At 64.3% G+C, this 22,949-nt stretch carries 23 protein-coding genes; 14 read left to right on the forward strand and 9 right to left on the reverse strand.

Annotated elements, in window-relative coordinates; translation table 11 throughout:
* Window positions 1–160: 160 nt before the first annotated feature.
* The 5 genes from AC5V87_RS11270 to AC5V87_RS11290 all read left to right on the forward strand — a co-directional run bounded on the left by AC5V87_RS11270 (window position 161) and on the right by AC5V87_RS11290 (window position 5,244).
* The gene (locus AC5V87_RS11270) at window positions 161–898 is read left to right on the forward strand and encodes an SDR family oxidoreductase (protein WP_495371881.1); all 738 of its coding nucleotides are present in this window, start codon (window positions 161–163) and stop codon (window positions 896–898) included.
* A gap of 63 nt (window positions 899–961) precedes the next feature.
* Window positions 962–1,963, forward strand: coding sequence for an NAD(P)H-dependent flavin oxidoreductase (locus AC5V87_RS11275; protein ID WP_456839990.1), 1,002 nt, complete (start codon window positions 962–964; stop codon window positions 1,961–1,963).
* A gap of 110 nt (window positions 1,964–2,073) precedes the next feature.
* Window positions 2,074–2,493 (forward strand): hypothetical protein, encoded by a 420-nt coding sequence (locus AC5V87_RS11280; protein ID WP_495370997.1) that lies wholly within the window; start codon window positions 2,074–2,076, stop codon window positions 2,491–2,493.
* A gap of 118 nt (window positions 2,494–2,611) precedes the next feature.
* Window positions 2,612–4,177, forward strand: coding sequence for an alkaline phosphatase D family protein (locus AC5V87_RS11285; RefSeq protein ID WP_495370998.1), 1,566 nt, complete (start codon window positions 2,612–2,614; stop codon window positions 4,175–4,177).
* Window positions 4,178–4,425: 248 nt separating this feature from the next.
* Entirely contained in the window at window positions 4,426–5,244 is an 819-nt protein-coding gene (locus AC5V87_RS11290) for an aldo/keto reductase (protein ID WP_495370999.1), read from the forward strand.
* Window positions 5,245–5,313: 69 nt separating this feature from the next.
* Here AC5V87_RS11290 and AC5V87_RS11295 read toward each other — a convergent pair whose 3' ends face one another.
* Together AC5V87_RS11295 and AC5V87_RS11300 are read right to left on the reverse strand one after the other, a co-directional pair.
* Window positions 5,314–5,538, reverse strand: a complete 225-nt coding sequence (locus AC5V87_RS11295; protein ID WP_495371000.1) for a hypothetical protein — start codon at window positions 5,536–5,538, stop codon at window positions 5,314–5,316.
* Window positions 5,539–5,670: 132 nt separating this feature from the next.
* Entirely contained in the window at window positions 5,671–6,123 is a 453-nt protein-coding gene (locus tag AC5V87_RS11300) for a hypothetical protein (RefSeq protein ID WP_495371001.1), read from the reverse strand.
* Window positions 6,124–6,381: 258 nt separating this feature from the next.
* On the opposite strand from AC5V87_RS11300, the gene AC5V87_RS11305 reads away from it, so the two are divergent.
* Complete coding sequence (locus AC5V87_RS11305; protein ID WP_495371002.1) at window positions 6,382–6,654, forward strand: helix-turn-helix domain-containing protein; 273 nt, start codon at window positions 6,382–6,384, stop codon at window positions 6,652–6,654.
* A gap of 7 nt (window positions 6,655–6,661) precedes the next feature.
* On the opposite strand, the gene AC5V87_RS11310 is transcribed toward AC5V87_RS11305, so the two are convergent.
* Both AC5V87_RS11310 and AC5V87_RS11315 read right to left on the reverse strand, forming a co-directional pair.
* Entirely contained in the window at window positions 6,662–7,894 is a 1,233-nt protein-coding gene (locus tag AC5V87_RS11310) for an aminotransferase-like domain-containing protein (RefSeq protein WP_456839984.1), read from the reverse strand.
* 54 nt (window positions 7,895–7,948) lie between these two features.
* Window positions 7,949–8,467, reverse strand: coding sequence for a DUF3124 domain-containing protein (locus tag AC5V87_RS11315; RefSeq protein ID WP_495371003.1), 519 nt, complete (start codon window positions 8,465–8,467; stop codon window positions 7,949–7,951).
* Window positions 8,468–8,534: 67 nt separating this feature from the next.
* Here AC5V87_RS11315 and AC5V87_RS11320 point away from each other — a divergent pair, with 67 nt between their 5' ends.
* The 4 genes from AC5V87_RS11320 to AC5V87_RS11335 all read left to right on the forward strand — a co-directional run bounded on the left by AC5V87_RS11320 (window position 8,535) and on the right by AC5V87_RS11335 (window position 13,931).
* Window positions 8,535–10,265, forward strand: a complete 1,731-nt coding sequence (locus tag AC5V87_RS11320) for a cation:proton antiporter domain-containing protein (protein ID WP_456839982.1) — start codon at window positions 8,535–8,537, stop codon at window positions 10,263–10,265.
* A 169-nt stretch (window positions 10,266–10,434) separates the two neighbouring features.
* Entirely contained in the window at window positions 10,435–11,511 is a 1,077-nt protein-coding gene (gene ribB, locus AC5V87_RS11325; RefSeq protein ID WP_456839981.1) for a 3,4-dihydroxy-2-butanone-4-phosphate synthase, read from the forward strand.
* Window positions 11,512–11,660: 149 nt separating this feature from the next.
* Window positions 11,661–12,875, forward strand: coding sequence for an acyl-CoA dehydrogenase (locus tag AC5V87_RS11330; RefSeq protein ID WP_456839980.1), 1,215 nt, complete (start codon window positions 11,661–11,663; stop codon window positions 12,873–12,875).
* A gap of 132 nt (window positions 12,876–13,007) precedes the next feature.
* A complete protein-coding gene (locus AC5V87_RS11335) occupies window positions 13,008–13,931 on the forward strand; it encodes an MBL fold metallo-hydrolase (RefSeq protein ID WP_495371004.1) in 924 nt (307 codons plus the stop codon).
* 76 nt (window positions 13,932–14,007) lie between these two features.
* Here the strand turns inward: AC5V87_RS11335 and AC5V87_RS11340 are convergent, their stop codons facing one another.
* Entirely contained in the window at window positions 14,008–14,862 is an 855-nt protein-coding gene (locus AC5V87_RS11340; protein WP_495371005.1) for a DUF1499 domain-containing protein, read from the reverse strand.
* Between the two features lie 209 nt (window positions 14,863–15,071).
* On the reverse strand, window positions 15,072–16,700 hold the full coding sequence (locus AC5V87_RS11345; protein ID WP_495371006.1) for a fatty-acid--CoA ligase: 1,629 nt from the start codon (window positions 16,698–16,700) through the stop codon (window positions 15,072–15,074).
* Window positions 16,701–16,765: 65 nt separating this feature from the next.
* Here AC5V87_RS11345 and AC5V87_RS11350 point away from each other — a divergent pair, with 65 nt between their 5' ends.
* Window positions 16,766–17,842: an extensin family protein gene (locus AC5V87_RS11350; protein ID WP_495371007.1), complete on the forward strand. Its 1,077-nt coding sequence runs from the start codon at window positions 16,766–16,768 to the stop codon at window positions 17,840–17,842.
* Between the two features lie 36 nt (window positions 17,843–17,878).
* On the opposite strand, the gene AC5V87_RS11355 is transcribed toward AC5V87_RS11350, so the two are convergent.
* On the reverse strand, window positions 17,879–18,565 hold the full coding sequence (locus AC5V87_RS11355) for a L,D-transpeptidase (RefSeq protein ID WP_456839976.1): 687 nt from the start codon (window positions 18,563–18,565) through the stop codon (window positions 17,879–17,881).
* Window positions 18,566–18,903: 338 nt separating this feature from the next.
* Here AC5V87_RS11355 and AC5V87_RS11360 point away from each other — a divergent pair, with 338 nt between their 5' ends.
* Window positions 18,904–19,881 carry a magnesium transporter CorA family protein gene (locus tag AC5V87_RS11360; RefSeq protein ID WP_456839975.1) on the forward strand — a complete coding sequence of 326 codons (978 nt, stop codon included), beginning with the start codon at window positions 18,904–18,906 and terminating at the stop codon, window positions 19,879–19,881.
* A 271-nt stretch (window positions 19,882–20,152) separates the two neighbouring features.
* Complete coding sequence (locus AC5V87_RS11365) at window positions 20,153–20,371, forward strand: hypothetical protein (protein WP_283081168.1); 219 nt, start codon at window positions 20,153–20,155, stop codon at window positions 20,369–20,371.
* A 500-nt stretch (window positions 20,372–20,871) separates the two neighbouring features.
* On the opposite strand, the gene AC5V87_RS11370 is transcribed toward AC5V87_RS11365, so the two are convergent.
* Window positions 20,872–21,624 (reverse strand): SDR family NAD(P)-dependent oxidoreductase, encoded by a 753-nt coding sequence (locus AC5V87_RS11370; RefSeq protein ID WP_495371008.1) that lies wholly within the window; start codon window positions 21,622–21,624, stop codon window positions 20,872–20,874.
* 25 nt (window positions 21,625–21,649) lie between these two features.
* Window positions 21,650–22,291: a pyridoxamine 5'-phosphate oxidase gene (gene pdxH, locus AC5V87_RS11375; protein ID WP_235539765.1), complete on the reverse strand. Its 642-nt coding sequence runs from the start codon at window positions 22,289–22,291 to the stop codon at window positions 21,650–21,652.
* Between pdxH and AC5V87_RS11380 the strand changes: the two genes are divergently transcribed.
* On the forward strand, window positions 22,249–22,806 hold the full coding sequence (locus AC5V87_RS11380; protein WP_456839973.1) for an RT0821/Lpp0805 family surface protein: 558 nt from the start codon (window positions 22,249–22,251) through the stop codon (window positions 22,804–22,806). The genes pdxH and AC5V87_RS11380 overlap by 43 nt on opposite strands.
* Window positions 22,807–22,949 lie beyond the last annotated feature (143 nt).

Genomic DNA, 22,949 nt, shown 5'->3' on the forward strand with positions numbered 1-22,949 from the left:
CCGGTCTCCGGCTCAGGCCTTGTCAGTCAGAAAAAGGAACTGACTTGAATGATCAACGCAATTTGGTCCGAAACCTAGCATTCGGCGCAGTCGTTTGACAGTTCTATTTTAGAACTATAGCTTTCCTCCCAATCCCGTCACCCAACCGGAGGAGGCGACCCTGCCCCAGCGACACGCGACAGCGGCCGTGATCGGCGCCGGCGATTTCATCGGCTCCGAGATCGCCAAGAAATTCGCCGCCGAAGGCTTTTCGATCTTCGCCGGCCGCCGCAACGGCGACAAGCTCGCGCCCCTGGTGAAGGATATCGAAGCTGCCGGCGGCGAGATCCACGCGCGTTCGCTCGATGCGCGCAAGGAAGAGGAGATCATCTCTTTCCTCGACGATGCCGACAAACACGCGCCGCTCGAAGTCTGCATCTTCAACGTCGGTGCCAACGTCAATTTCCCGATCCTCGACACCACCGAACGAGTCTTCCGCAAGGTCTGGGAGATGGCCTGCTATTCCGGCTTCCTCGCCGGGAGAGAAGCTGCCCGGCTGATGCTGCCGCGCGGCGGCGGCAACATCTTCTTCACAGGGGCGACCGCGAGCTTGCGCGGCGGCAGCGGCTTTGCCGCCTTCGCGAGCGCGAAATTTGGCCTTCGCGCGGTGGCGCAGGCGATGGCGCGCGAGCTCGGGCCGAAGAACATCCACGTCGCCCATCTCATCATCGATTCCGGCGTCGACACCGAATGGGTGCGGCAGCGCCGGCTCGAAGCGCTTGGCCCCAATGCGCTCGACAATCCCGACCTCTTGATGCCGCCGTCGGCTGTCGCCGATTCCTATTGGCAGCTCTACCAGCAGCCGAAGAGTGCCTGGACCTTCGAGATGGAGATCCGCCCGTTCGGAGAGAAATGGTGACCGCGGCGTAAAAGTCCGGCTAGACTGAAATCAATCTGAGCAAATTCCGGGAGGAGGACTTACGTGAAGACCGCGATCACCGAACTGTTCGGCATCGAGCACCCGATCATCCAGGGCGGCATGCATTTCGTCGGCTTTGCCGAGCTGGCTGCTGCCGTGTCCAATGCCGGCGGGCTCGGCATCATCACCGGTCTCACGCAAAAGACGCCGGAATTGCTCGCGAAGGAAATCGCACGCTGTCGCGACATGACCGACAAGCCGTTCGGCGTGAACCTCACCTTCCTGCCGACCTTCTCGGCGCCGCCTTATCCGGAATACATCGCGGCCATCGTCGAAGGCGGCATCAAGGCGGTGGAGACCGCCGGGCGCAGTCCGGAGCAATACATGCCCGCGCTGAAAGCCGCCGGCATCAAGGTCATTCACAAATGCACCTCCGTGCGTCACTCGCTGAAGGCCGAGAAGATCGGCTGCGATGCGGTCAGCGTGGACGGCTTCGAGTGCGGCGGTCATCCCGGCGAGGACGACATTCCGAACATGATCCTGCTGCCGCGCGCGGCGGAGGAATTGAAGATCCCGTTCGTCGCCTCCGGCGGCATGGCCGACGGGCGCAGCCTCGTCGCGGCGCTCTCGCTGGGTGCTGCCGGCATGAACATGGGCACGCGCTTCATCGCCACCAAGGAAGCCCCAGTGCATCAGAACGTGAAGAACGCGCTGGTCGCCGCCACCGAGCTCGATACCCGCCTGATCATGCGCGCGCTGCGCAACACCGAGCGCGTCCTCAAGAACGCCAATGTCGATCGCCTGCTCGAGATCGAGCGCGAGAAGGGCGCCAAGCTCACCATCGACGACATCCACGACCAGGTCGCGGGCGTCTATCCCAGAATCATGCTGGATGGACAAATGGACGCGGGCGCCTGGAGCTGCGGCATGGTCGCAGGGCTCATCCACGACATCCCAACTTGCCAGGAGCTCGTCGATCGCATCATGAGCGAGGCGGAAACCATCATCCGCAGCCGCCTGCTCGGGTTCCTGGACGGGACGGGTGCGACGCGAAAGGTCGCCTGAGACCGCCAAACTTCTTAACCACGGCGGCAATTGGCCGCTGGAATTGCACGCGACGCCTCCTAAATAGGGGTAGCTTATGCCCTTTGATAATTCAATTTCAGGAGGAGTCCGTGGTCCTGAAAAGCGTGCCTTTTGCGGTTGCCATTGCTCTCGTGCTCGCATGGGGCGGTCTCGCACGCGCTGAGGACTACAAGCCCGACGAATATCTCGGTCTTGATCTCTCCAAGGCCGTGCTGTCGCCGAAGCGGCTCGGGCCCGAGACGCAGTTCGCGCCGGTGGCGCTCCAGGCCAAGGGCGGCAACGAGGCGCAGGCCCGGGTCGAGCCGATGGATGTGCCGAAGAAGGTCGCCGCCGAGCGCGTGCATGTGCCCGAGCCGAAAGTCGCGCATGCCAGGAGCGCCCAGCCGCGCGGTGCCGCGCGAACCAAGCTAGCACATCGCCGCGGCAATCCGCTCGACGCGCAGGCGATGGACACCCGCATCCAGACCTGGCCGTGCCGCTCCGGCGGTATCTGCAATTGGAAGCGGTAGTTAGTTCCGCGCGCGTCATCTCCGCGTCGCAAAACCGTAGGCGTGGAGTCAAGAAACCGTAAGCCCGAAGTCAAGGAGCGCAGGCACCTTCCGTCGCGATTCGACGAAGGTCTCCTGAATGGCATCGCTCCGCGCTTCGTGCGCATGGACCCGGCGGCAATTCCTGGTCCGCTCCGCCTCAAGTCTCGCCATCGCCTCGCTTGCGAAGCCTGCGATCAGCCGCGCCGCCGATCGCCCGCAGATCGCGGGCGGCATCCAGTCCGGTGATGTCTCCGATGGCTCCGCCGTGATCTGGGCGCGCGCGGACCGGCCCGCACGCATGCAGGTGGAGTGCTCCACCCTCGAGAGCTTCAAGACAATCATCGCATCCGCCTCGCGCCACGCGCTGCCTGATGCCGACTGCACCGCAAAGCTCCTGCTGAACGACTTGCCGCCCGGGCAGGACATCTTCTATCGCGTGCGCTTCGATGACATCGCGACCGGCATTGCCGGCGAAAGCCGCACCGGTCATTTCCGCACCACGCCGGCGGCCGGCCGATCGATCTCGTTCGTGTGGTCGGGCGATGTCGCGGGGCAGGGCTGGGGCATCGACGTCGCGCGTGGCGGCTATCGCAGCTATCGTACCATGCTCGACAACCGCCCGGACTTCTTCATCCATTCCGGCGATCACATCTACGCCGACTGCACGATCCCGTCCGAGCAGAAGCTGCCGAACGGGGAGATCTGGCGCAATGTGGTGACCGAGGAGAAAACCGAGGTCGCGCACACCCTGGCGCAGTTCCGCGGCAACTACAAATACAACCATCTCGACGAAAACTTCCACGCCTTCCACGCCGAAGTGCCGATGTTCGCACAGTGGGACGATCACGAAGTGACCAACGACTGGTCGCCCACCGGCAGCTACGATGACGCCGGCTTTGAAGACGACGGCACCCCGTGGCTCGTTGCGCGCGCCCGACGCGCCTTCTTCGACTTCATGCCGATCCGCGACATCGGCGCGCGCAAGGGCCGGGTCTATCGCAAGATTGCTTACGGGCCGCTGCTCGACGTGTTCATGATCGACATGCGCAGCTATCGCGATGAGACCTGGAACAAGGGCGACGATCATCGCGGCTGGATTCTAGGCGCCGAGCAGCTCGCTTGGCTGAAGCGGGAGCTCGCCGCCTCGCGCGCAACCTGGAAGGTGATCGCGGCCGATCTGCCGATCGGCCTCGTCAGCCTGGACGCCGTAGCGCTCGGCAATGGCGCGCCCGACCGGCGCGAGCACGAGATTGCCGATCTGCTCAGCGCGATCAAGCGCGCCGGCATCCGCAACATCGTCTGGCTCACCGCCGACATGCACTACACCGCCGCGCATTACTACGATCCGAACAAAGCCAAGTTCCAGGATTTCGAGCCGTTCTGGGAGTTCGTCTCGGGCCCGCTGCACGCCGGCACCTGGGGTCCGGGAGAGCTCGACAACACGTTTGGCCCGGTCGCGATGTACCAGAACGGCTGCAGCGAGACGCAGGGCGACAACCTCGCGCCGAGCTTCGGCCTCCAGTTCTTCGGCCGCGTCGACATCGACGGACGTAGCGGCGTCATGACCGTGACCCTGAAGGACGTCGACAACCACGACCTCTGGTCGGTCGACATCGAGCCGCTGCCGCAGGCCCTCCCGGCCCTGGTGGCGCAGCATTCGTGAGCGGCGTGCAGTCTCTCTGTCATCGTGGCCGGGCTTGTCCCGGCCATCCACGTCTTGCCTAGCACGACAACGTGGATGTCCGGGACAGCCCCGGGCATGACGGCGGGGGCTTAACTCGATCTTGATTGGCCGCCTTGCGCCTCACGCGCTACACTGCCTCCTCCCGCCACCTCTTTTCCATCACCGAAGAGTCTGTCCCCGCGGTCCACCGCGTGTCTCGCGGCATGAATGACGTCAGGAGTTGACTTATGGATCATCTGGAGACACAGGGCATCGGCATGCCCAAGCTCGGCCTCGGCACCTTCCGCATGCAGGGCGATGCCTGCCGCGCCGCGGTCGAGAGCGCGCTTGCGATCGGCTACCGGCACATCGACACCGCCGAAATGTACGCCAACGAGGAAGCTATCGGCGCCGCGCTGGCCGCGGCCCGGCTGCCGCGTGGCGAGTTGCACGTCACGACCAAGGTCTGGCACGAGAACCTCAGCCCCGACGCCATCCGCCGCGCTTTCGACGCCAGCCTGAGCAAGCTTCGGCTCGACCATGCCGATCTCTATCTCGTGCACTGGCCGTCGAAGTCGGCCAACTGGGGTGCGGTGTTCGAGACCCTGATGAAGCTGAAGGAGGATGGGCGTACGCGGGCGATTGGCGTTGCCAATTTCACCACGGCGCTGCTCAAGATCGCCGTCGAGGACATCAGGGCGCCGATCGCCTGCAACCAGATCGAATATCATGCCATGCTCGATCAATCGAAGGTGCTGGCGTATCTCAACGCCAAATCGATCCCGCTGGTCGCCTATTGCCCGCTCGCGCAGGGGCGCATCGCCTCCGATCCGGTGCTGGCCGAGATCGGCGCCAAGCACAATGCGACCGCAGCCCAGGTCGCGCTGAAATGGCTGCTCGACCAGAACGGCGTCGCCGCGATTCCAAAGGCTTCGCGCCGCGAGAGCCAGCAGGCCAATCTCGACGCGCTGAAGATCACGCTCGACGATGCCGACCGCAGGAAGATCGCCGCGCTGCCCAAGGACAAGCGCTGCGTCAGCCCGGTTTTTGCGCCGGCGTGGGATTAGTCCCCGCTGAAACTTCAAACACGCAAAGAAATGGCCCCGCGAGGGGCCATCTCCATGTTGCGTTGCGCATTAGTCCCAGTGGTGACGATGGCTGTGCTTGATCACGACGACCCGGTCGCCATGGTGCCAGCCGCGATGCCAGCCGTGGTCGCGATGCATGCCGTACTCGGCGTGGGCGGCGTACGGGCCGTGATGATGACCGCGCTTGATCACCACCGTCTCGGCGCTGGCCAGCGTCGGCGCCGCGATCACGAGCGCGCCCAGGGCCGCAACCACATAACCAAGCTTCTTCATGATGTCCTCCTCCAATCGAATGCAAATCTAAACCGCGCATTCGCATGAACGTTCCGGAGGAACGGGAGGAGATTTCTGAATGGATATTCAGGCAGAGCATGAGCCCGGAAAGACCGTGCTCAAACGCAATGGCTAATCGCAGCGCTGCTGCACCGGCGTCAGCTCGCCCGTGCCAACGTATTTGCCGTCACTGATAGTGTAGATGCCGCGCTCGCTGCGATTGTAGATCGCGCGCAAGCCGCCGTCCTTCAACAGCAGCAGGCCGAATTCGCGCGTCTGCTGCATCGAAGGGAAGTAGACCATCACAATGAGCAGGCCCTCGGCATTGACCGTCGCGGACACGACCTCGTTCTCGTCCTTGGCTTCGCCGAAATTGCGCCGGTACATCACCCGGCCGTCCTTCCGGATTTCGTAAGTGAGCCGCGCGCCCTTGTCGCGGTCGGGACTTGCTGCGCAATCGACCGCCCATGCGCCGAGCAGGCCCCATTGCTCGACCGTCACTTCCAGCGTCCCTGCGCCGGCCGTGGACGTCAACGCAATCGATAGCACCGCCGCCGTGGTCCAGCGGCTGAGACAACACGTCATATCCTGAAAAACCCCGCCTCGAACAATTCCAAATTCTAAAGCATGATCGGGGAAAGCGCGAAGCGGTTTTCCGACAAGATCACGCTCAAACACAACCTAAAGCGCGGTGACGATTCATCCCAACGTCATCGCGCGTTAGCATTCCGGGCGCGATCGTCCACGGCGGCTGCCGATCGCGCGCGAATTTGATCCGCGTCAATGAGGCCGATGGTATCAGGCGTAGGATGGCGCTCCCGAAGGCGATACGTGGTGAGAGCGATGCTGGATCAAGTCATGGATTTCGCGGGCGAGGTGCTGCCGGGCAGCTGTGCCGTGCCGCCTTATTCCGAGGCCGCGTTTCTGGCCGAGCTCGGCGAACGCCTGAGAACCTCGCGCACGCGCTGCGAGCTGTCGCGCCGGGAGCTGGCCCGCCGCTCCGGAATCTCCGAGCGCTACATCGCCCAGATCGAGGCCGGCAAGGGCAACGTCTCCATCGTGCTGCTGCTGCGGCTGGCCGCTGCGATCCAGGGCAGCCAGCCCCAGGCAGCCTAAGCGAGCCTCAGGCCCGTTTCTCCACATTGGCGCTGCGGGCCGGCAGTCCGAACTCCTTGCGGCAGACCTCAGCCAGCACGGCGACGCCTTCGCGGATCTGCTGATGCGAGGGGCTCGCAAAGCACAGCCGCAGCCGCGAGCCGGAATGGCTCTTATTGGTCGACCATTCCGGCCCCGGATTGATCGAGACGCCCGCCGCGAGCGCGGCCTGATACAGCCTTAGCGTATCGACCTGGTCGGGCAGCTTGACCCAGAGGAAGATGCCGCCCTTCGGCTCCTCGAACTCGGCTGCGGTGCCGAACTGCTCGTTCAGCGCCTCCATCAGCGTATCGAGCTTGGTGCGCAGCGCCTTCGTCAGCGCCGGCACGTGGCTCGCAAAATGCGGCTTGCAATAGGCCGCGAGCACCATCTGCTCCAGCGCGCCGGAGCCGGCGTCCGTCTTCAGCGCCAGCATCCGCGACATCACATCCCAGGGCGCGACGACGAAGCCGACGCGCAGCGCCGGCGCGATCGACTTCGAGAACGAGCCGATATGGATCACGCCACCATGCGGGCTCATCGCGTAGATTGCCGGCGGCCGCTGTCCCGACCAGACGAGGTCCGCATAGCAATCGTCCTCGAAGATCGGCACGCCGTATTGGGTCGCGAGCCGTATCAGCTCGGCGCGGCGGCTCTCCGGCATGATGGTGCCGGTCGGGTTCTGCACGGTAGGAATGGTATAGATGTATTTGGGACGGATGCCGCGGCGTTTCAGATCGGCCAATGCCGAGGCAAGTACCTCCATGCGCATGCCGTCCTTGTCGAGCGGGATGCCGACCACGTTAACGCCGAGCCGCGCGAGGCGGGTCAACGAGCCCTGGTAGCTCTCCTGCTCGAAGATCACGGTGTCGCCGCGCGTCAGCAGCGTGCTGTTGACGAGGTCGAGCGCCTGCAGCGAGCCAGACACGATCAGGAGATCGTCGACTGTGCAGTTGATGCCGGCATCGCGCTTGAGTTTCGTCACGAGGAACTCGCGCAGGGGCAAATAGCCTTGCGGACCATGCGCCAGCCCGTAGGTGGCGAGCGAGCGCCCCTCGCGTTGCAGGACCGAGTTGGTCGCCTCGATCAGGCCGTCGAGCGGCAGCTGCTCGGAGTCGTTGTTACCGCCGACAAAGCTGTATTTGGCAAGGCCCGTCCAGCGCGCAGAAGGGGCCGGCAGCCCTGCGGGAAACAGGGGCGCGAAATCGAAGCTGGACGTCATGGGAGCGTTCCTCATCTTGTTTTTGTTGAGCCGGCCGGCGTTGCGCTGACGGCCTCACTTCTTGCCGACCGTCCGCGTCGGACGGCCCACGCTGATGAAAGCGTAATGCGCATTGGCGACGCCGCCAACCATCAAGGCCTCGACCACCGGCTCGGCGATCTCGCCCGTCGCCGCCCAGTCGACCAGGAAATTGGCCCCGGTCCCGCCGCGCACGTCGTCGGTCGCGATAAAGAGCGAGACGGTGGCCAGCGGCTTCAAGGCGACAGGCGCCTTCAGATAGGTCTCGACCTGCTTGCCGGCCGTGTCGAAATAGGCGATGCGTTTGACCACCAGTGCTTGCGTCTCGGAGGCGTTGTGCACGCTTAGCGTGACCGAGAAGTCGACACGCAGCTTGCCCTGGCTCATCGCCACGCTGGAATAGGCCGGCACGTAGAACTCGCCGGAGACGGCCAGTTCCTCGTTCGGCACCGCGGTGAGCGAGTCGGCAAAGGTCTGCTCGATATTGACCTTGGGCTGAGCGATCGCAGGCGCGAACGAACCTAGCAGGGCTATCAGCCAGAGCACCATCCGCATGTGACGAATTGCTCGCTTGCCGCGCTGCACTCGGTCACTAGGGTGCGGCAAAACGGACCGATTTGGCATGCACGAACTCATTCGCGACATCACTCTTTGTATCCTGTTTGCCTGGATGCTGGGCCTTTTAGCCCATTTCTCGCGGCAACCGCTGATCCTGGCCTACCTTATCGCCGGCTTCTGCATAGGTCCATTCGGCGCCGGCTGGGTCAAGTCGCAGGAATCGATCAGCGTCATCTCCGAGCTCGGCCTGATCTTCATGCTGTTCATGATTGGCCTCGAGATCGACCTGAAGAAGATCGTACGGGCAGGCAAGGTGATCCTGTTCGCGGCGGGCGGCCAGCTGCTCGGCGGCTGCCTGCTCGGGGTGCTGTTCTTCGTCGGCATCGGCCTGTCGCTCGGCGGCGGCCATTTCGATGCGCTCTATCTCTGCGTCGCCTGCGCGCTGTCGAGCACGGTCGTCATCGTCAAGGTGCTCTACGAGAAGCGCGAGCTCGATACGCTGCCGGGCCGCATCACCCTCGGCGTCTTGGTGCTCCAGGATATCTTCGCCATCCTATTCCTGGCGGTGCAGCCGAGCCTCGCCAATCTGGAATTCACCGTCATCCTGCTCTCGATCGGCCGCGTCGCGGTGCTGGTCGCGGCTGCGCTGCTGGTCAGCCGCTATGTGCTGCCGCGCCTGTTCCACCAGATCGCCCGGCGGCCGGAGCTGATCCTGCTCGGCGCGCTGGCCTGGTGCTTTCTCGTCGCCGAGACCGCCGAGCGGCTGTCGCTGTCGCGCGAGATGGGCGCGCTGATTGCCGGCGTCTCGCTCTCGACCTTTCCCTATGCGCTCGACGTCACCGCCAAGGTCACGACGCTCCGCGACTTCTTCATCACGCTGTTCTTCGTCGCGCTCGGCATGACCATTCCCGTGCCGGGCCTTTCCGTGATCGGCTTGGCGCTTATGATCGCGGCGTTCACGGTGGTGAGCCGGCTCGTCACCACCTTCACCCCGCTCTACCTGATGAAGCAGGGCCTGCGCGCCAGCCTGCTGCCGGCGCTAAACCTCGCGCAAATCTCCGAGTTCTCGCTGGTGGTGATCCAGACCGGCATCACCGACCACCACATCGCAGCCGAGACGGCGAATGCGGCGTCCTTCGCCTTCGTGGTGCTGGCGGTGCTCTCGACCTTCGCGATGAGCCGCAGCGACGAGATCACCCGCTGGGCGATCGGCCCGTTGAAGCGCATCGGCCTGAAGGATCTCGACCACGGCCAGGCGCGCGGCGACGAGGGCCACGAGGCTGGCCACGGCGAGGCCCGCCGCATCGTCATCCTCGGCTTTTTCCGTGCGGCGAGCGCGCTGCTCGCCGAGATCGAACGGCAGGCGCCGGTGCTGCTCGAGCAGATCACCGTGGTCGACTTCAACCCCAATGTGTACCAGACGCTGCTGTCGCGCGGCCTGCACGTGATCTATGGCGACATCAGCAATGTCGACACGCTGCTCCATGCCGGCGTCGGCAAGTCCGAGATGATCATCCTCAGCGTGCCGGATTCGCTGCTCAAGGGCGCCACCAACGAGAAGCTGGTCCGCCACGTCCGCGCGCTGAACCCGACCGCCCTGATCGTGGCCACGGCCGACTTCCTGGCCGATGTCGGCGAGCTCTATGAGGCCGGCGCCAGCTACGTCACCGTGCCCCGGCTCAGCGATGCTCATGAGCTCTTTACCGTGATCGAAGCGGCCCAGGCCGGGCTTCTGGCCGACAAGCGCGCCGAGCTCGACCTGCGGCTCGGCGAGCGGCGCGAAGTGCTGCCCTGACGGCGGTCTTCCCCCTGGGGCATCCGCGCCTATATCGCTGATATCTGCGGTGCAAGCCTGAAAACCGCGGGCAGGCCCGCGAGCCGGAATATGCGGTTGCGTCCAGGACACTAGCGCCCCGGCGAGAGTCCGGCTAAGCCTCCCGCTCGTAACCGATAGAGATTGGGACATGCCCGATAGCGTTCAGGAAGTCTTGCAGGCCTTTGCCCGGGGCGAGCTCGTGGTCGTCACCGACGACGAAGACCGTGAGGGCGAGGGCGATCTGATCGTCGCCGCTTCGCTCTGCACCGCCGAGAAGATGGCGTTCATCATCCGCCACACCTCCGGCATCGTCTGCGCGCCCGTGACCACCGAGGACGCGCGCCGCCTGCGGCTCGATCCGATGGTCGCCCACAACGATTCCGCGCACACCACCGCCTTCACGGTCTCGATCGATTACAAGCCCGACGGCGGCACCGGCATCTCGGCCGAGGAGCGCGCCTCGTGCTGCCGCGCGCTGTCCAATCCCAATGTCGGCGCCAACGACTTCGCCCGCCCGGGCCACATCTTTCCGCTGATCGCCAAGGATGGCGGCGTGCTCCTGCGCTCCGGCCATACCGAGGCCGCCGTCGATCTCTGCAAGCTCTCCGGCCTGCCGCCGGTCGGCGTCATCAGCGAGCTGATGAACGACGACGGCAGCGTGATGAAGGGCGAGCAGGTCGCGCAGTTCGCCGCCCGGCACAAGCTCAAGCACGTCACTATCGCCGACATGATCGCCTACCGTCAGGCGCGCGAGAAACTGATCGAGCGGGTCTCGACCTTCGTCACCGAAAGCCCGATCGGCCCTTTGCAGGGCTACGCCTACCGCTCGCCCTTCGACTCCATCGCCCACGTTGCCTTCGTCTATAACGGCGTCGGAGACGGCAAGAACGTGCTGACGCGCTTTCACAAGCCCAACATCGTCAAGGACACCTTCACCGGCCACAAGCGCATGGCGGCGGTGCTCGAGCATTTCAAGAAATCCGGCCGTGGCGTGCTGGTGTACTTGCGCGACGGTGCGGCCGGTGTTCCCGTGTCGCCGCTGTCGGACGAGACGGCGACCGAGGCCGACCGCAACCGCCAGTGGCGCGAGGTCGGCGTCGGCGCTCAGATTTTGCGCGATCTCGGCGTCACCTCGATCCGCCATCTCACCTCCTCGGTGCACGACTACAAGGGCCTGTCGGGCTTCGGCATCGAGATCGTTGCCAACGAGCAGCTCGAGAGCTGACACGCAGTGTCATCCCGGGATGGCGCTGAAAGCGCCATGCTTCGCATCACCCCGGAATGACCGAAACCAGGATGCATTGCACTTGTTGCCGCGGCGCTTTAATTTGTCGGGCAATTTATTTGACGGAACCAGACGCGAAAGGACGTTTCATGAGCGTGCGCCCTCAGATCAAGGACAAGCCGGCTGCGGCTTCCTTCCAGTGGGACGATCCGTTCCTGCTCGACGAGCAACTCACCGAAGACGAGCGCATGGTGCGCGACACCGCACGCGCCTATGCCCAGGACAAGCTGCTGCCGCGCGTCTCCAAGGCCTATCTCGAAGAGAAGACCGATCGCGAGATCTTCAACGAGATGGGCGAGCTCGGCCTCATCGGCATCACGCTGCCCGAGGAATATGGCTGCGCCAACGCGAGCTACGTCGCCTATGGCCTCGTCGCGCGCGAGATCGAGCGGGTCGACTCCGGCTATCGCTCGATGAACTCGGTGCAGTCCTCGCTGGTAATGTATCCGATCTACGCCTATGGCGACGAGAACCAGCGCAAGAAGTACCTGCCCAAGCTCGCCAGCGGCGAGTGGGTCGGCTGCTTCGGCCTGACCGAGCCCGATGCCGGCTCCGATCCGGCCGGCATGAAGACCCGCGCCGAGAAGGTGTCGGACGGCTATCGCCTGACCGGCAGCAAGATGTGGATCTCCAACGCGCCGATCGCCGATGTGTTCGTGGTCTGGGCTAAGTCGGCCGAGCACGACAACCAGATCCGCGGCTTCGTGCTGGAGAAGGGCATGAAGGGCCTGTCAGCGCCGAAGATCGGCGGCAAGCTGTCGCTCCGCGCCTCGATCACCGGCGAAGTCGTGATGGACGGCGTCGTGGTTCCCGAGGACGCGCTGCTGCCTAACGTATCCGGCCTCAAGGGCCCGTTCGGCTGCCTCAACCGCGCCCGCTACGGCATCTCCTGGGGCGCGATGGGCGCGGCCGAGGACTGCATGCATCGCGCCCGCCAGTACACGCTCGACCGCAAGCAGTTCGGCAAGCCGCTTGCCGCGACCCAGCTGGTGCAGAAGAAGCTCGCCGACATGGAGACCGAGATCGCGCTCGGCCTGCAAGGCTCGCTTCGCGTCGGCCGCCTGATGGACGAGGGGAAGTTCGCGCCCGAGATGATCTCGATCATGAAGCGCAACAATTGCGGCAAGGCCCTCGACATCGCCCGCGCCGCCCGCGACATGCATGGCGGCAACGGCATCTCGGCCGAATATCACGTGATGCGCCACGTCCATAACCTCGAGACGGTCAACACCTACGAGGGCACTCACGACGTCCACGCCCTGATCCTGGGCCGCGCGATTACGGGCATTCAGGCGTTTTTCTGATTACGTTCTCCGTCATTCCGAGGCGATGCCAAGCATCGAACCCGGAATGACGAGATTCTCAGGTGCGCAAGGGCGCACCGGAGTTCGCCTTTCGGGCGTCCCGGAATGACGTCAAAGAACAAAGAAGAAGCCATGTCCGACAACGACGACGTCCCGTTCAATCGCAACTTTCCGCTGAAGCCCGGAATGGTCGAGGAAGTCCGTCCCGGCGTGCGGCGCGTGCTCTGTAACAATCCGAGCCCGTTCACCTTCACCGGCACCGTCAGCTATATCGTCGGCAAGGGCAACGTCGCGATCATCGATCCCGGTCCTAATGATGCGGCCCATGCGGCTGCACTGCTCGATGCCGTGCGCGGCGAGACGGTGAGCCACATCTTCGTCACCCACACCCATCGCGACCATTCGCCGAACACGACACGGATCAAGCAGGCGACCGGCGCGCCCGTCTATGCCGAAGGCCCGCACCGCGCCTCGCGCCCGCGCTTCGAGAGCGAGAAGCACAATCCGGAATCCGGTGCCGACCGCGATTTCGCGCCCGATATCAGGATCGCCCATGGCGACGTCGTCGAGGGCGACGGCTGGCGGCTCGAGGCCGTGGCGACGCCCGGCCACACCGCCAATCATCTCGCGTTCGCCTGGCCCGAGCGGAAGTTCAATTTCGTCGGCGACCACGTGATGGGCTGGTCGACCTCGATCGTGGCGCCGCCCGACGGCTCGATGATCGATTACATGGAATCGCTCGATCGTCTCGCCGCACGCGATGAGGATCTGTATTTCTCGGGCCACGGTCCTGAAATCCCGGACGGCCAGCGCTTCGTGCGCTTTCTGATCCGTCACCGCAAGGCGCGCGAGGCCTCCATCCTGCATCGCCTCGCCAAGGGCGAGACCGACATCCCGACCATGGTGCGCGCGATCTATATCGGCATCGACCCGAGGCTGACGGCGGCCGCGGGCTATTCCGTGCTGGCGCATCTTGAGGATCTCGTCGCCCGCGGCGTGGTGGCGACTGACGGCGATCCCGTGATCACGGGATCGTACCGGATGGCGGGCGCCTAGCGTCCCGGAATCCAGAGATTGCGGCGCGAGATCCCGGGTTCGCCGCTTTGCGGCGCCCCGGAATGACGCTGTCGCGTCATTTCTTCACCGTCTTCGCCGGCGCCTTCGGCGGCGCCACCGGTGTCTTCTTCACCGGCTTCAGAGCATCGGCGTCCGCAGCGGTGTTGAGGTCCTCGATGAACTTGGTCACGCGCGCCGCGTTGCTGCCGAGGTCGCTCTCGAAATGGCGCGAGGCGGAGCGGATGTCGACGCGGGAATCGTCGCCATCGGGCACGACCCTGATGGAAATGTCCTCGCGCAGGCCCATGATCGGCGTGCGCGCCACCGCCTCGATGCGGCCGATGCGGCGCGGCGGCCTCGGCTCGCGTTCGTCGATGACGAGCCATTTGCGCTTGATGACGAGCTGGCGCGCGATCGCATAGGCGCGGTCGACGGGGATCTCGAGCTCGATCGGCTCGATATCGGGATAGAAATGGCGCTGCTGTTCGGCCGAGTAGAGACCGGCATAAACCGCAGTGTTGGCGCCTTCGACGGCGCGCAGGGGGGCCAGCGCCTCGAACCGCGGGGGGTCGATCGGGTCGGTGGTGATGTCGTGGATCGCCGGCAGCTTGCGGTATTGCAGGCCGAGATAGGCGGGGTAGGCGAGGATCATCCCGTCGATCAGGAACGCGAGCAGGATGCGCGCCATGCCGCGCGAGCCGTTCTGCCAGATCGCGGCAAAGCCGGCGAGCCCGAACAGGATGGAGAGCCCGGCAATCGCAAGGCCCCCGAAGAAGGTCGCGAGCGCCGGCTTCGGTTCCAGAAAGCCGAAGCGGACGATGAGGATCGACACCAACACCGCCACCACCGCGAACACGGCCAGATTGCGCGCCCAGCTCGCGAGGCTGGACACGGGCTCCGTCTGATAGGGAGCGGAAAACCTGCGGGCCATCGGGTGAGCTCTGCCGGGGTTTTGGGCTGTGCCGGCCGGTCTGGCGCGACGATGAGCCGTTGAGACCACGGCGCGCGGGCAAATTCAAGGGTGACCGGGCTGTTACGGCCCCGTCATTCCGGGGCGCCCAAAGGGCGAGCCCGGAATCTGGAGATGCCGGGTCTGGTCCTTTCGGACCATCCCGGAATGGCGGTGTGCATCTACGGCCCCTACGCCGCCGCGTTCGGGAAGCGGTAATCCTTAAACTGGTCGCGCAGCGCCGTCTTCAGGATTTTGCCCGTCGCCGTATGCGGGATTCCGTCGACGAAGACGACGTCATCGGGCATCCACCATTTGGCGATCTTGCCATCCATGTATTTCAGGATGTCCTCGCGCGTGGCCTGCTGGCCCTGCTTGAGTTGAACGATGAGGAGCGGCCGTTCGTCCCATTTCGGATGGAACACACCGATCACGGCGGCCTCGGCCACGGCCGGATGGCCGACCGCGAGGTTTTCCAGGTCGATCGAGGAGATCCACTCGCCGCCGGACTTGATCACGTCCTTGGAGCGGTCGGTGATCCGCATGTAACCGTCCTCGTCGATGGTCGAGACGTCGCCAGTGTCGAAGAAGCCTTCCTCGTCGAGGATGTTGGCATCGACCTGGTAATACGCCTTGGCGACGGCAGGGCCGGAGACCTTGAGGCGGCCAAAGGTCTTGCCGTCCCAGGGCAGCTCCTTGCCGGCATCGTCGGTGATCTTCATCTGCACGCCGAAGGGCGCATAGCCCTGCATCTGGAGCACGTCGAGCTTGGCATCGCCCGTCGCGTTCTGGAACGGCGGCTTCAGCGCCGCGACGCTGCCGATCGGGCTCATCTCGGTCATGCCCCAGGCGTGGCGGACGTTCGAGCCCATGTCGAGGAAGGCCTTGATCATCGAGCGCGGCATCGCCGAGCCGCCGCAGATCACCATCTTGAGGTCCGGCAGCTTGAGGTTATTGGCGGCCATGTGCTGCAGCAGCATCAGCCATACCGTGGGCACGCCGGCGGTGTGCGTCACCTTCTCGGTCGAGAGCAGCTCGTAGACCGAGGCACCGTCGAGCTTGGCGCCGGGCATCACCAGCTTGGTGCCTTGCGAGGGCGCGGAGAAGGCGATGCCCCAGCTGTTGGCGTGGAACAGCGGCACCACCGGCAGCATCGTCTCGGAGGCGCTGGTGCCGAGCGCGTCGACATTGTTGGCCATCAGCGCGTGCAGCACGTTGGAGCGGTGCGAGTACAGCACGCCCTTCGGGTCGCCCGTGGTGCCCGAGGTGTAGCACATCGCGGCCGCCGTGTTCTCGTCAAACTCCTTCCATTTGAATTTGCCGTCGGCCTGCGCGATCCAGTCCTCGTAGGCCACCGCATTCTTCAGCGTGGTCTGCGGCATATGCTCCTTGTCGGTGAGCACGATGTAGCGCTCCACGCTTTCCAGCTTGTCGGCGATCTTCTCCAGGACCGGAACGAAGGTGATGTCGGTCATCACGATGCGGTCCTGCGCATGGTTGATGATCCAGGCGATCTGCTCGGGGAAAAGACGGGGATTGACGGTATGGCAGATGGCGCCGATCCCCATGATGCCGTACCAGACTTCGAGATGGCGCCAGGTGTTCCAGGCGATCGTTGCGACACGGTCGCCGAGCTTGATGCCGTCGCGCTCCAGCATCTGCGAGACCTTCAGCGCGCGCTTGTGGATCTCGGCATAGTTGGTGCGATGGATCGGTCCCTCGACCGATCGGGTAACCACCTCCTGCTTGCCATGAATCCTGGCGGCGTGTTCGATGATCCGGTGGCAGAGCAGGGGCCAATCTTGCATCAAACCGAGCATTCAGACGTTCCTCCGAGAATTCGCTGGGCGGGTTGTCGCTCTCAGCGCTGGGCCAAAGAATTGTCATGAGTTTTAGCGTGCCGGACTTTCGCCGCAAATGGTCTTGTCGCGGCTATATGTCCGCCCGCGTGGCAATGGTTACCGCTACGCTCGGGCTGTCGCTTGTGCTGGCGGAGCGGGCGGAGGCGCGAAAACATGCTACGCTGCTCGATATCTTTGGCCTTGGTACACCACGGCCTCGCGCGACGGTCCATTCCGCCAGGATCCCGCTTCCGAGACCGCGGCCCGAGGAGGCCCCTAAGGCCTCCGAGGAGGACCAGCCGGAGGCGGAGGGCAAGCCGTCACCGGACAAGCCGAATGCTCCCAAGCCGGCCGAGGCCGCGCGGCCGTCCGAGAAGCAGCTCTCGGCCTGCCGCCTCGCGCTGACCGAGGACATCGCGATCGCGCCCTCCATCCCCGACATCCGCGGTCCCGGCGCCTGCGGCGGCGAGGATCTGGTGCGGCTCGAGGCCATCGTCCTGCCGGACAAGCGCAAGGTGATGGTCAAGCCAGCGGCGATTCTCCGCTGCACCATGGCCTCCGCCATTGCCGACTGGGTGCGCAAGGACATGGTGCCGCTGGCTGCGAGCCTCGGCACGACCATCAGCGATCTCGACAATTTCGACAGTTTTGAGTGCCGCGGTCGTAATCGCGTGGTCGGCGCAATGCTGTCCGAGCACGCCAAGGCCAACGCGCTTGACGTCCGTGCCATCAAGCTCGCCAACGGGCAGTCGATCGGCCTCACTGACCGCAGCGTGTCGCGCGAGGTGCGCGAGCGCGTGCTGCAGTCGGTCTGTTCGCGGTTCTCCACCGTGCTCGGCCCGGGCTCGGACTGGTACCACGAAGACCATATCCATCTCGACCTTGCGCAGCGGCGCAACGACTACCGGATCTGCCAGTGGAACGTCTGGGATCCCCTGCCGCAGGTCGCCCCGCTGCTGCCGGCGGAACGGCCCGAGGAAGCTCCCCCGCGCGAGGTCGCGGCCAAGCCTGAAGCAAAGGAAGGCGATGATGACCACGCGGCGGAGAAGTCCGCTCCGCACGAGGACAAGCCGGTGCCCGAGAAGAAAGCGTCCAAGCCCGCAACAAAAAAGCGCCGGTGAAACCGGCGCTTTTGAACGTCTGAGATCAGGAAGGGATCAGTAGCTGCCGGCTTGGCCGGTCTGGCTGCTGCCGAGCGCGAGGCGCGAATTGTAGGGCGAGTCGCCGTGCTTCGGCTCGAGCACCACGACGATGGTGCCGACCTTCACGCGGTTGTAGAGGTCGATCGCGTCCTCGTTGGTGAGGCGGATGCAGCCCGACGAGATCGAGGCGCCGATATATTCCGGCTGGTTGGTGCCGTGGATGCGGAACAGCGTGTCCTTGCCGCCCGAGTAGAGATACATCGCGCGGGAGCCCATCGGATTGTCCGGACCCGGCGCGACATAGGTCGGAACGCCAAGGCGCGAAATCTCACCCGGGGTCGGATGCCAGGCCGGCCATTCGGTCATGCTGCCGACCTTGGCGATGCCGGACCAGGCCATGGCCTCTTCGCCGACGGTGATGCCGTAGCGGATCGCCTTGCCGCCCTCGAGCACGTAATAGAGGTAGTGATTGTCGGAATCGACCACGATCGAGCCCGGCGATTCCTTGCGGTGGTAGTCGACGATGGCGCGGCGGAACGGCTCAGCGACCGGGGTGTTCTCGTACCGGACCTTGGCGAGAAGTTCCTTGTCCTTCGGCTTGAAGGCCTTGGTGTCGGTCGCCTCAAAATGTGTGGCCTGCATGCAGCCCGACAGCATCAGGCCCGCAGCCAAAATACCCAGCGTAACTTTCAGCGACGACATGATTTGGTTCCAATCGACAACAGCAAGCCTTCGTGGGGCTTGAGCCAAGCTCAAGACCACGATTCCGTTGCGCCCATTATCGTAGAAATCTGCCACAATTCCAGCGTTTCGGCCGTTTTCCCGCGCTGCGAGACCCAAGCTGTGGCTTTTTTGCCGCAATTTTTGCGATCCTGGGCTCGTTCTGGGGCGGGAGACGCCGAACTGTCGATTCCGCGCCACGGGTGGGTCACGGCGCCGCCACAAATGCAAACGCTCCATTAATGTGCTTGTCATCATGAACTTGTCAGAATCGCGCTAAGGGCAGTCATTCTGTCGCAGGCCCCTGCTGGAGTTGGTGCATGTTTTCTGTTTTCGTTCCCTCCGAGGGTGCCCTGAAGAAGGCGGTCGTCGAGGATCTCTCGGCGCTGCCGGAGAGCGCGGTCTGGATCGACCTCGTCAATCCGACCGCGGCCGAGGACAAGGCGGTCGAGCGGCTCGCGGGCATCGCCATCCCGACCCGGGAAGACATGCAGGAGATCGAGATCTCCAGCCGCCTCTATATCGAGAACAGCGCGCGCTACATGACGGCGACGCTGATGTGCCACTCCGACACGGACATGCCCCGGACTACGGCCGTGACCTTCATCCTCGGCGACCACCGCCTGGTGACGGTGCGTTACGATCTGCCCAAGCCGTTCGCGCTGGTTGAGGCCAAGCTCGCCCGCTCCTGCACGCCTTCCATCACCGGCGAGATGGTGCTGATGGAGCTGCTGGACGCCGTGATCGACCGTTGCGCCGACATTTTGGAGCGCTGCGGTGCCGAGATCGACCAGGTCTCGCACGACATCTTCGAGCCCGAGAGCGAGCGCCACGGCCACGCCAAGCAATATTCCCAGATCCTGATCTCGATCGGCCGCAAGGGCGATCTGACCTCGAAGGTTCGCGAGAGCCTGGTCTCGATCGGCCGCGTCGTCACCTTCCTCTCCGCGGTGGTCGAGGGCGTGAAATGGTCCAAGGACATGCGCGAGCAGCTCAAGACCATGCAGCGCGACGTGGCGTCACTGACCGACCACGCCTCCTATCTCTCCAACAAGATCACGTTCGTGCTCGACGCCATGCTCGGCGTCGTCAATCTCGAGCAGAACAACATCATCAAGCTGTTTTCGGTCATGGCTGTTGTCCTGATGCCGCCGACGCTGATCGCCTCGATCTACGGCATGAACTTCAAGGTGATGCCGGAGCTCGAATGGGTCCACGGCTATCCGATGGCGCTCGTGATGATGCTGGTCGCCGCCATCGTCCCGTACTGGATCTTCAAGTTCAAGAAGTGGCTGTGAAGCACGATCCGGAACGCGCTTGCGCTGAGATCAGGCTCGAAACGTCAGCTTGACGTTCGTAGTGGTTCAGCGTCGTCAGGCAAAGATACCTACCGATATCTTACGCCGGTCGCTGAGACGCGGTGCATCGTGTCGCAGAATAGAGCGGGATTGCGGCCGCGCCGTGACGTGTGCGCTCCGCCCCAATTCCTCCGGTAAAATTTGAGCGGTGGGCTGAACGTTTGCGCGAAACTTGTCTGCGATAAGCAGTGCATAGCCGCGAGGAACAGCCATGGTTGAAAAACACATAACGTCGCCCCGCAACGTTATCGATCTGGCGAACTATCGTCAGGCCGTGGCGAGCGGCAAGGCCTCGTCGATGTCGGCACGCATGTGCCGGCACTGTGGTGCTCCGCTGCTCGACGGCGAGAACGACGACGACTGCTCGACTGCGTTCAGCACGGCCGCTCCGCGGCCGCGCGAGAGGTCACGTCGGATTCGACTCGATTGAGGGACGGAAGGTAAGGGCGATCCAGGTCTTGCGGCGGCGTTGTCTGGATCGCCTGCTTCCGTCTTTCACCAAAAAGCGCGATGAGATCAGGATGAATCGTCATCGCGCTTTAGCTTGTTGTTTGCGCACGATCTTTTCGGAAAACCGCTGCGCACTTTTCCGGATCATGCTTTAGCGTATCACGATCTGCGCGGTCGAGACGATAGTCTCGGCGATGGCGCCGTCACGGTGGAACGAGACGAGATGGTTCTCGACATCGCGCAGCGCCGCCTCGACATGGTCGCCCAATGCTTCAGGCGAGGACGACGAGTAGGTGAGGATGCGCTTGAAGCCGAGCGCCAGCAGGCCGGTCCGGTGCCGAGATCAATCAGGCTGCTCTGCCGGGTGACGCCTAGCTTGTGCGCGACGCTGCGGAAGAATTCGCTCGGGTAAGGGGGCCGCAAATGCTCGTAGAGTGAACGCTGTCCTCGCGAACGGGACCATGCTTCCGCCGTCTTGGCCTAAACGTGCTGGCCGCCGTTGATGTGGATCTCGGCGCCGTTGACGTAGGACGAGGTGTCCGTGCACAGCACATAGATGATCTTGGCGACCTCGTCGGGCGTTCCGAGCCGGCGCATCGGGATCTGCTGGTCGACGATCTTTTCGGTCCCCGGCGACAGGATCGAGGTGTCGATCTCGCCCGGCGCGATGGCGTTAACGCGCACGCCGACGCGGCCGAAATCGGAGGCCATCTCGCGCGTCAGCGCGGCGAGCGCGGCCTTCGAGGTGGCGTAGGCAGCGCCCGCAAAGGGATGCACGCGCGAGCCCGCGATCGAGGTGACGTTCACCACCGAGCCCTTGGCCGCCTTCAACTCCGCGATCAGCCCGCGCGCCATCATGATCGGCGCGAAGAAGTTGACGTTGAAGACGTGGGTCCAGGTGTTGAGATCGGTGTCGACCGAGCCGAGCCGTGCGCCGCCGGCGCCCTTGGGCGAGATCGCGGCGTTGTTGACCAGCGCATGCAGCGTGCCGCCCTCGAGACGATTGCGGATCTCGGTGATGGCGCGCGCGGTGTCTTCAGGATTGCCGAGGTCGACCTGGATGTGATCCTCGGGGCCCGCATCCCAGGGGCAGTCCTCGGGGAAAGGATGCCGCGAGCAGGTGATGACGCGCCAGCCCGCCGAGGAGAATCGGATCACGGTGGCATGGCCGATGCCGCGGCTCGCTCCGGTCAGGAGCAGCGTGCGGCGCGGCGCGTTGGACGAATGCGGCATGGACATCTTTCAGGTCGGCCCGAGCTCAGGGGTACATCCGCGTCTTGGACCATGGCTGGCCGGCCGCGTCACGGCGAAATTCGATGCGGTCGTGCAGGCGGAATGGGCGGTCGTGCCAGAACTCGATGCGCAGCGGCGTGATGCGCCAGCCGCTCCAGCCGGGCGGCCGCGGCACTTCGCCGATGACGTACCTGGCCGCAACTTTCGCGATCGCCTGTTCGAACGCGAAGCGGCTCTCCAGTGCCTCGGACTGCTTGCTGGCCCAGGCGCCGATCTGCGCCTGCTTCGGCCGGGTCGCGAAATAGGCGTCGGCTTCGGCGTCGGTCACCGGCGTCACGTTGCCGCGGATGCGGACCTGACGGCGGAGCGACTTCCAGTGAAAAAGTAAAGCGGCCTTAGGATTTGCGGCGAGTTCGCGGCCCTTCTGGCTTGCGATGTGGCTGTAGAAGACAAAACCCTCGGTATCGAAGCCCTTCATCAGCACCATGCGCACGTCGGGCAGTCCGTCGGGATCGACGGTCGCGAGCGCCATGGCGTTCGGATCGTTCGGCTCGCTCTTGATCGCCTCGTTAAGCCAGGCCTCGAACAGCGCGAAGGGTTCGTCTGCGGCGGTGAAATCACCGGATGTTAAGGGTGTCTGGTGTTTCATCGAGGTCGTGTCGGTCATGTCCGGAGTCCGAGTTGCGTCCCGCGGCCCAAAACGCGCTGTTGTCCGCTCCCACCCTATATAGGGCATGGGGACGCGTTGGCCTATCGGCGATCCGCCCGTCGGGCCTCGTCCTGACGATCGTCCTGATCGGGCTTGGCGCGGGCGGCTGCAGCTTCTCCCGCAATGACAAGACCGCGTATGCCAAAGCCGACGATAGCGACCTCACCGGTTCGATCGCGCGGAAGGATGTCCCGCCGACCGAGACCGATCTCGCTTTCGCGCGCAATGCCGCCTCCGATGTCCTCAGCAAGGGCGACAAGGATTCGAGCCAGCATTGGGAGAACCCGGAGACGGGGGCGCGCGGCTCGGTGACGCCGATCGCGCAGTCCTATGCCGCCGAGGACGGCCGCAAGTGCCGCGATTTCCTGGCAAGCTATGTCAACGGCAGCACCGAAAGCTGGCTCCAGGGCGCCGGCTGCCAAAGCAGCCATGGCCGTTGGGAGATTCATACGCTAAAGCCATGGCGGAGCTGAGCAGGATCCAGACCCGGAAGGGCGGTGCGCAAGGAGTGTGAACGGGTTTTCCGATAAGATCGTGCTCGAATCGAAGCGGTCCGCTTCACCCGACTAGTTGCAAAAATGCCACTCCGCCCCCACATGGATCGAGGTGGGGTGGG

The organism is Bradyrhizobium sp. SOJA106, from assembly GCF_059448745.1.

Coding starts and splice junctions, on each gene's coding strand:
- AC5V87_RS11285 (WP_495370998.1), top strand. CDS start 2,612: ATGGCATCGCTCCGCGCTTCGTGCGCATGGACCCGGCGGCAATTCCTG.
- AC5V87_RS11290 (WP_495370999.1), top strand. CDS start 4,426: ATGGATCATCTGGAGACACAGGGCATCGGCATGCCCAAGCTCGGCCTC.
- AC5V87_RS11295 (WP_495371000.1), bottom strand. CDS start 5,538: ATGAAGAAGCTTGGTTATGTGGTTGCGGCCCTGGGCGCGCTCGTGATC.
- AC5V87_RS11300 (WP_495371001.1), bottom strand. CDS start 6,123: ATGACGTGTTGTCTCAGCCGCTGGACCACGGCGGCGGTGCTATCGATT.
- AC5V87_RS11305 (WP_495371002.1), top strand. CDS start 6,382: ATGCTGGATCAAGTCATGGATTTCGCGGGCGAGGTGCTGCCGGGCAGC.
- AC5V87_RS11310 (WP_456839984.1), bottom strand. CDS start 7,894: ATGACGTCCAGCTTCGATTTCGCGCCCCTGTTTCCCGCAGGGCTGCCG.
- AC5V87_RS11315 (WP_495371003.1), bottom strand. CDS start 8,467: ATGCGGATGGTGCTCTGGCTGATAGCCCTGCTAGGTTCGTTCGCGCCT.
- AC5V87_RS11320 (WP_456839982.1), top strand. CDS start 8,535: ATGCACGAACTCATTCGCGACATCACTCTTTGTATCCTGTTTGCCTGG.
- ribB (WP_456839981.1), top strand. CDS start 10,435: ATGCCCGATAGCGTTCAGGAAGTCTTGCAGGCCTTTGCCCGGGGCGAG.
- AC5V87_RS11330 (WP_456839980.1), top strand. CDS start 11,661: ATGAGCGTGCGCCCTCAGATCAAGGACAAGCCGGCTGCGGCTTCCTTC.
- AC5V87_RS11335 (WP_495371004.1), top strand. CDS start 13,008: ATGTCCGACAACGACGACGTCCCGTTCAATCGCAACTTTCCGCTGAAG.
- AC5V87_RS11340 (WP_495371005.1), bottom strand. CDS start 14,862: ATGGCCCGCAGGTTTTCCGCTCCCTATCAGACGGAGCCCGTGTCCAGC.
- AC5V87_RS11345 (WP_495371006.1), bottom strand. CDS start 16,700: ATGCTCGGTTTGATGCAAGATTGGCCCCTGCTCTGCCACCGGATCATC.
- AC5V87_RS11350 (WP_495371007.1), top strand. CDS start 16,766: ATGAGTTTTAGCGTGCCGGACTTTCGCCGCAAATGGTCTTGTCGCGGC.
- AC5V87_RS11355 (WP_456839976.1), bottom strand. CDS start 18,565: ATGTCGTCGCTGAAAGTTACGCTGGGTATTTTGGCTGCGGGCCTGATG.
- AC5V87_RS11360 (WP_456839975.1), top strand. CDS start 18,904: ATGTTTTCTGTTTTCGTTCCCTCCGAGGGTGCCCTGAAGAAGGCGGTC.
- AC5V87_RS11365 (WP_283081168.1), top strand. CDS start 20,153: ATGGTTGAAAAACACATAACGTCGCCCCGCAACGTTATCGATCTGGCG.
- AC5V87_RS11370 (WP_495371008.1), bottom strand. CDS start 21,624: ATGCCGCATTCGTCCAACGCGCCGCGCCGCACGCTGCTCCTGACCGGA.
- AC5V87_RS11380 (WP_456839973.1), top strand. CDS start 22,249: ATGTTAAGGGTGTCTGGTGTTTCATCGAGGTCGTGTCGGTCATGTCCG.
- pdxH (WP_235539765.1), bottom strand. CDS start 22,291: ATGACCGACACGACCTCGATGAAACACCAGACACCCTTAACATCCGGT.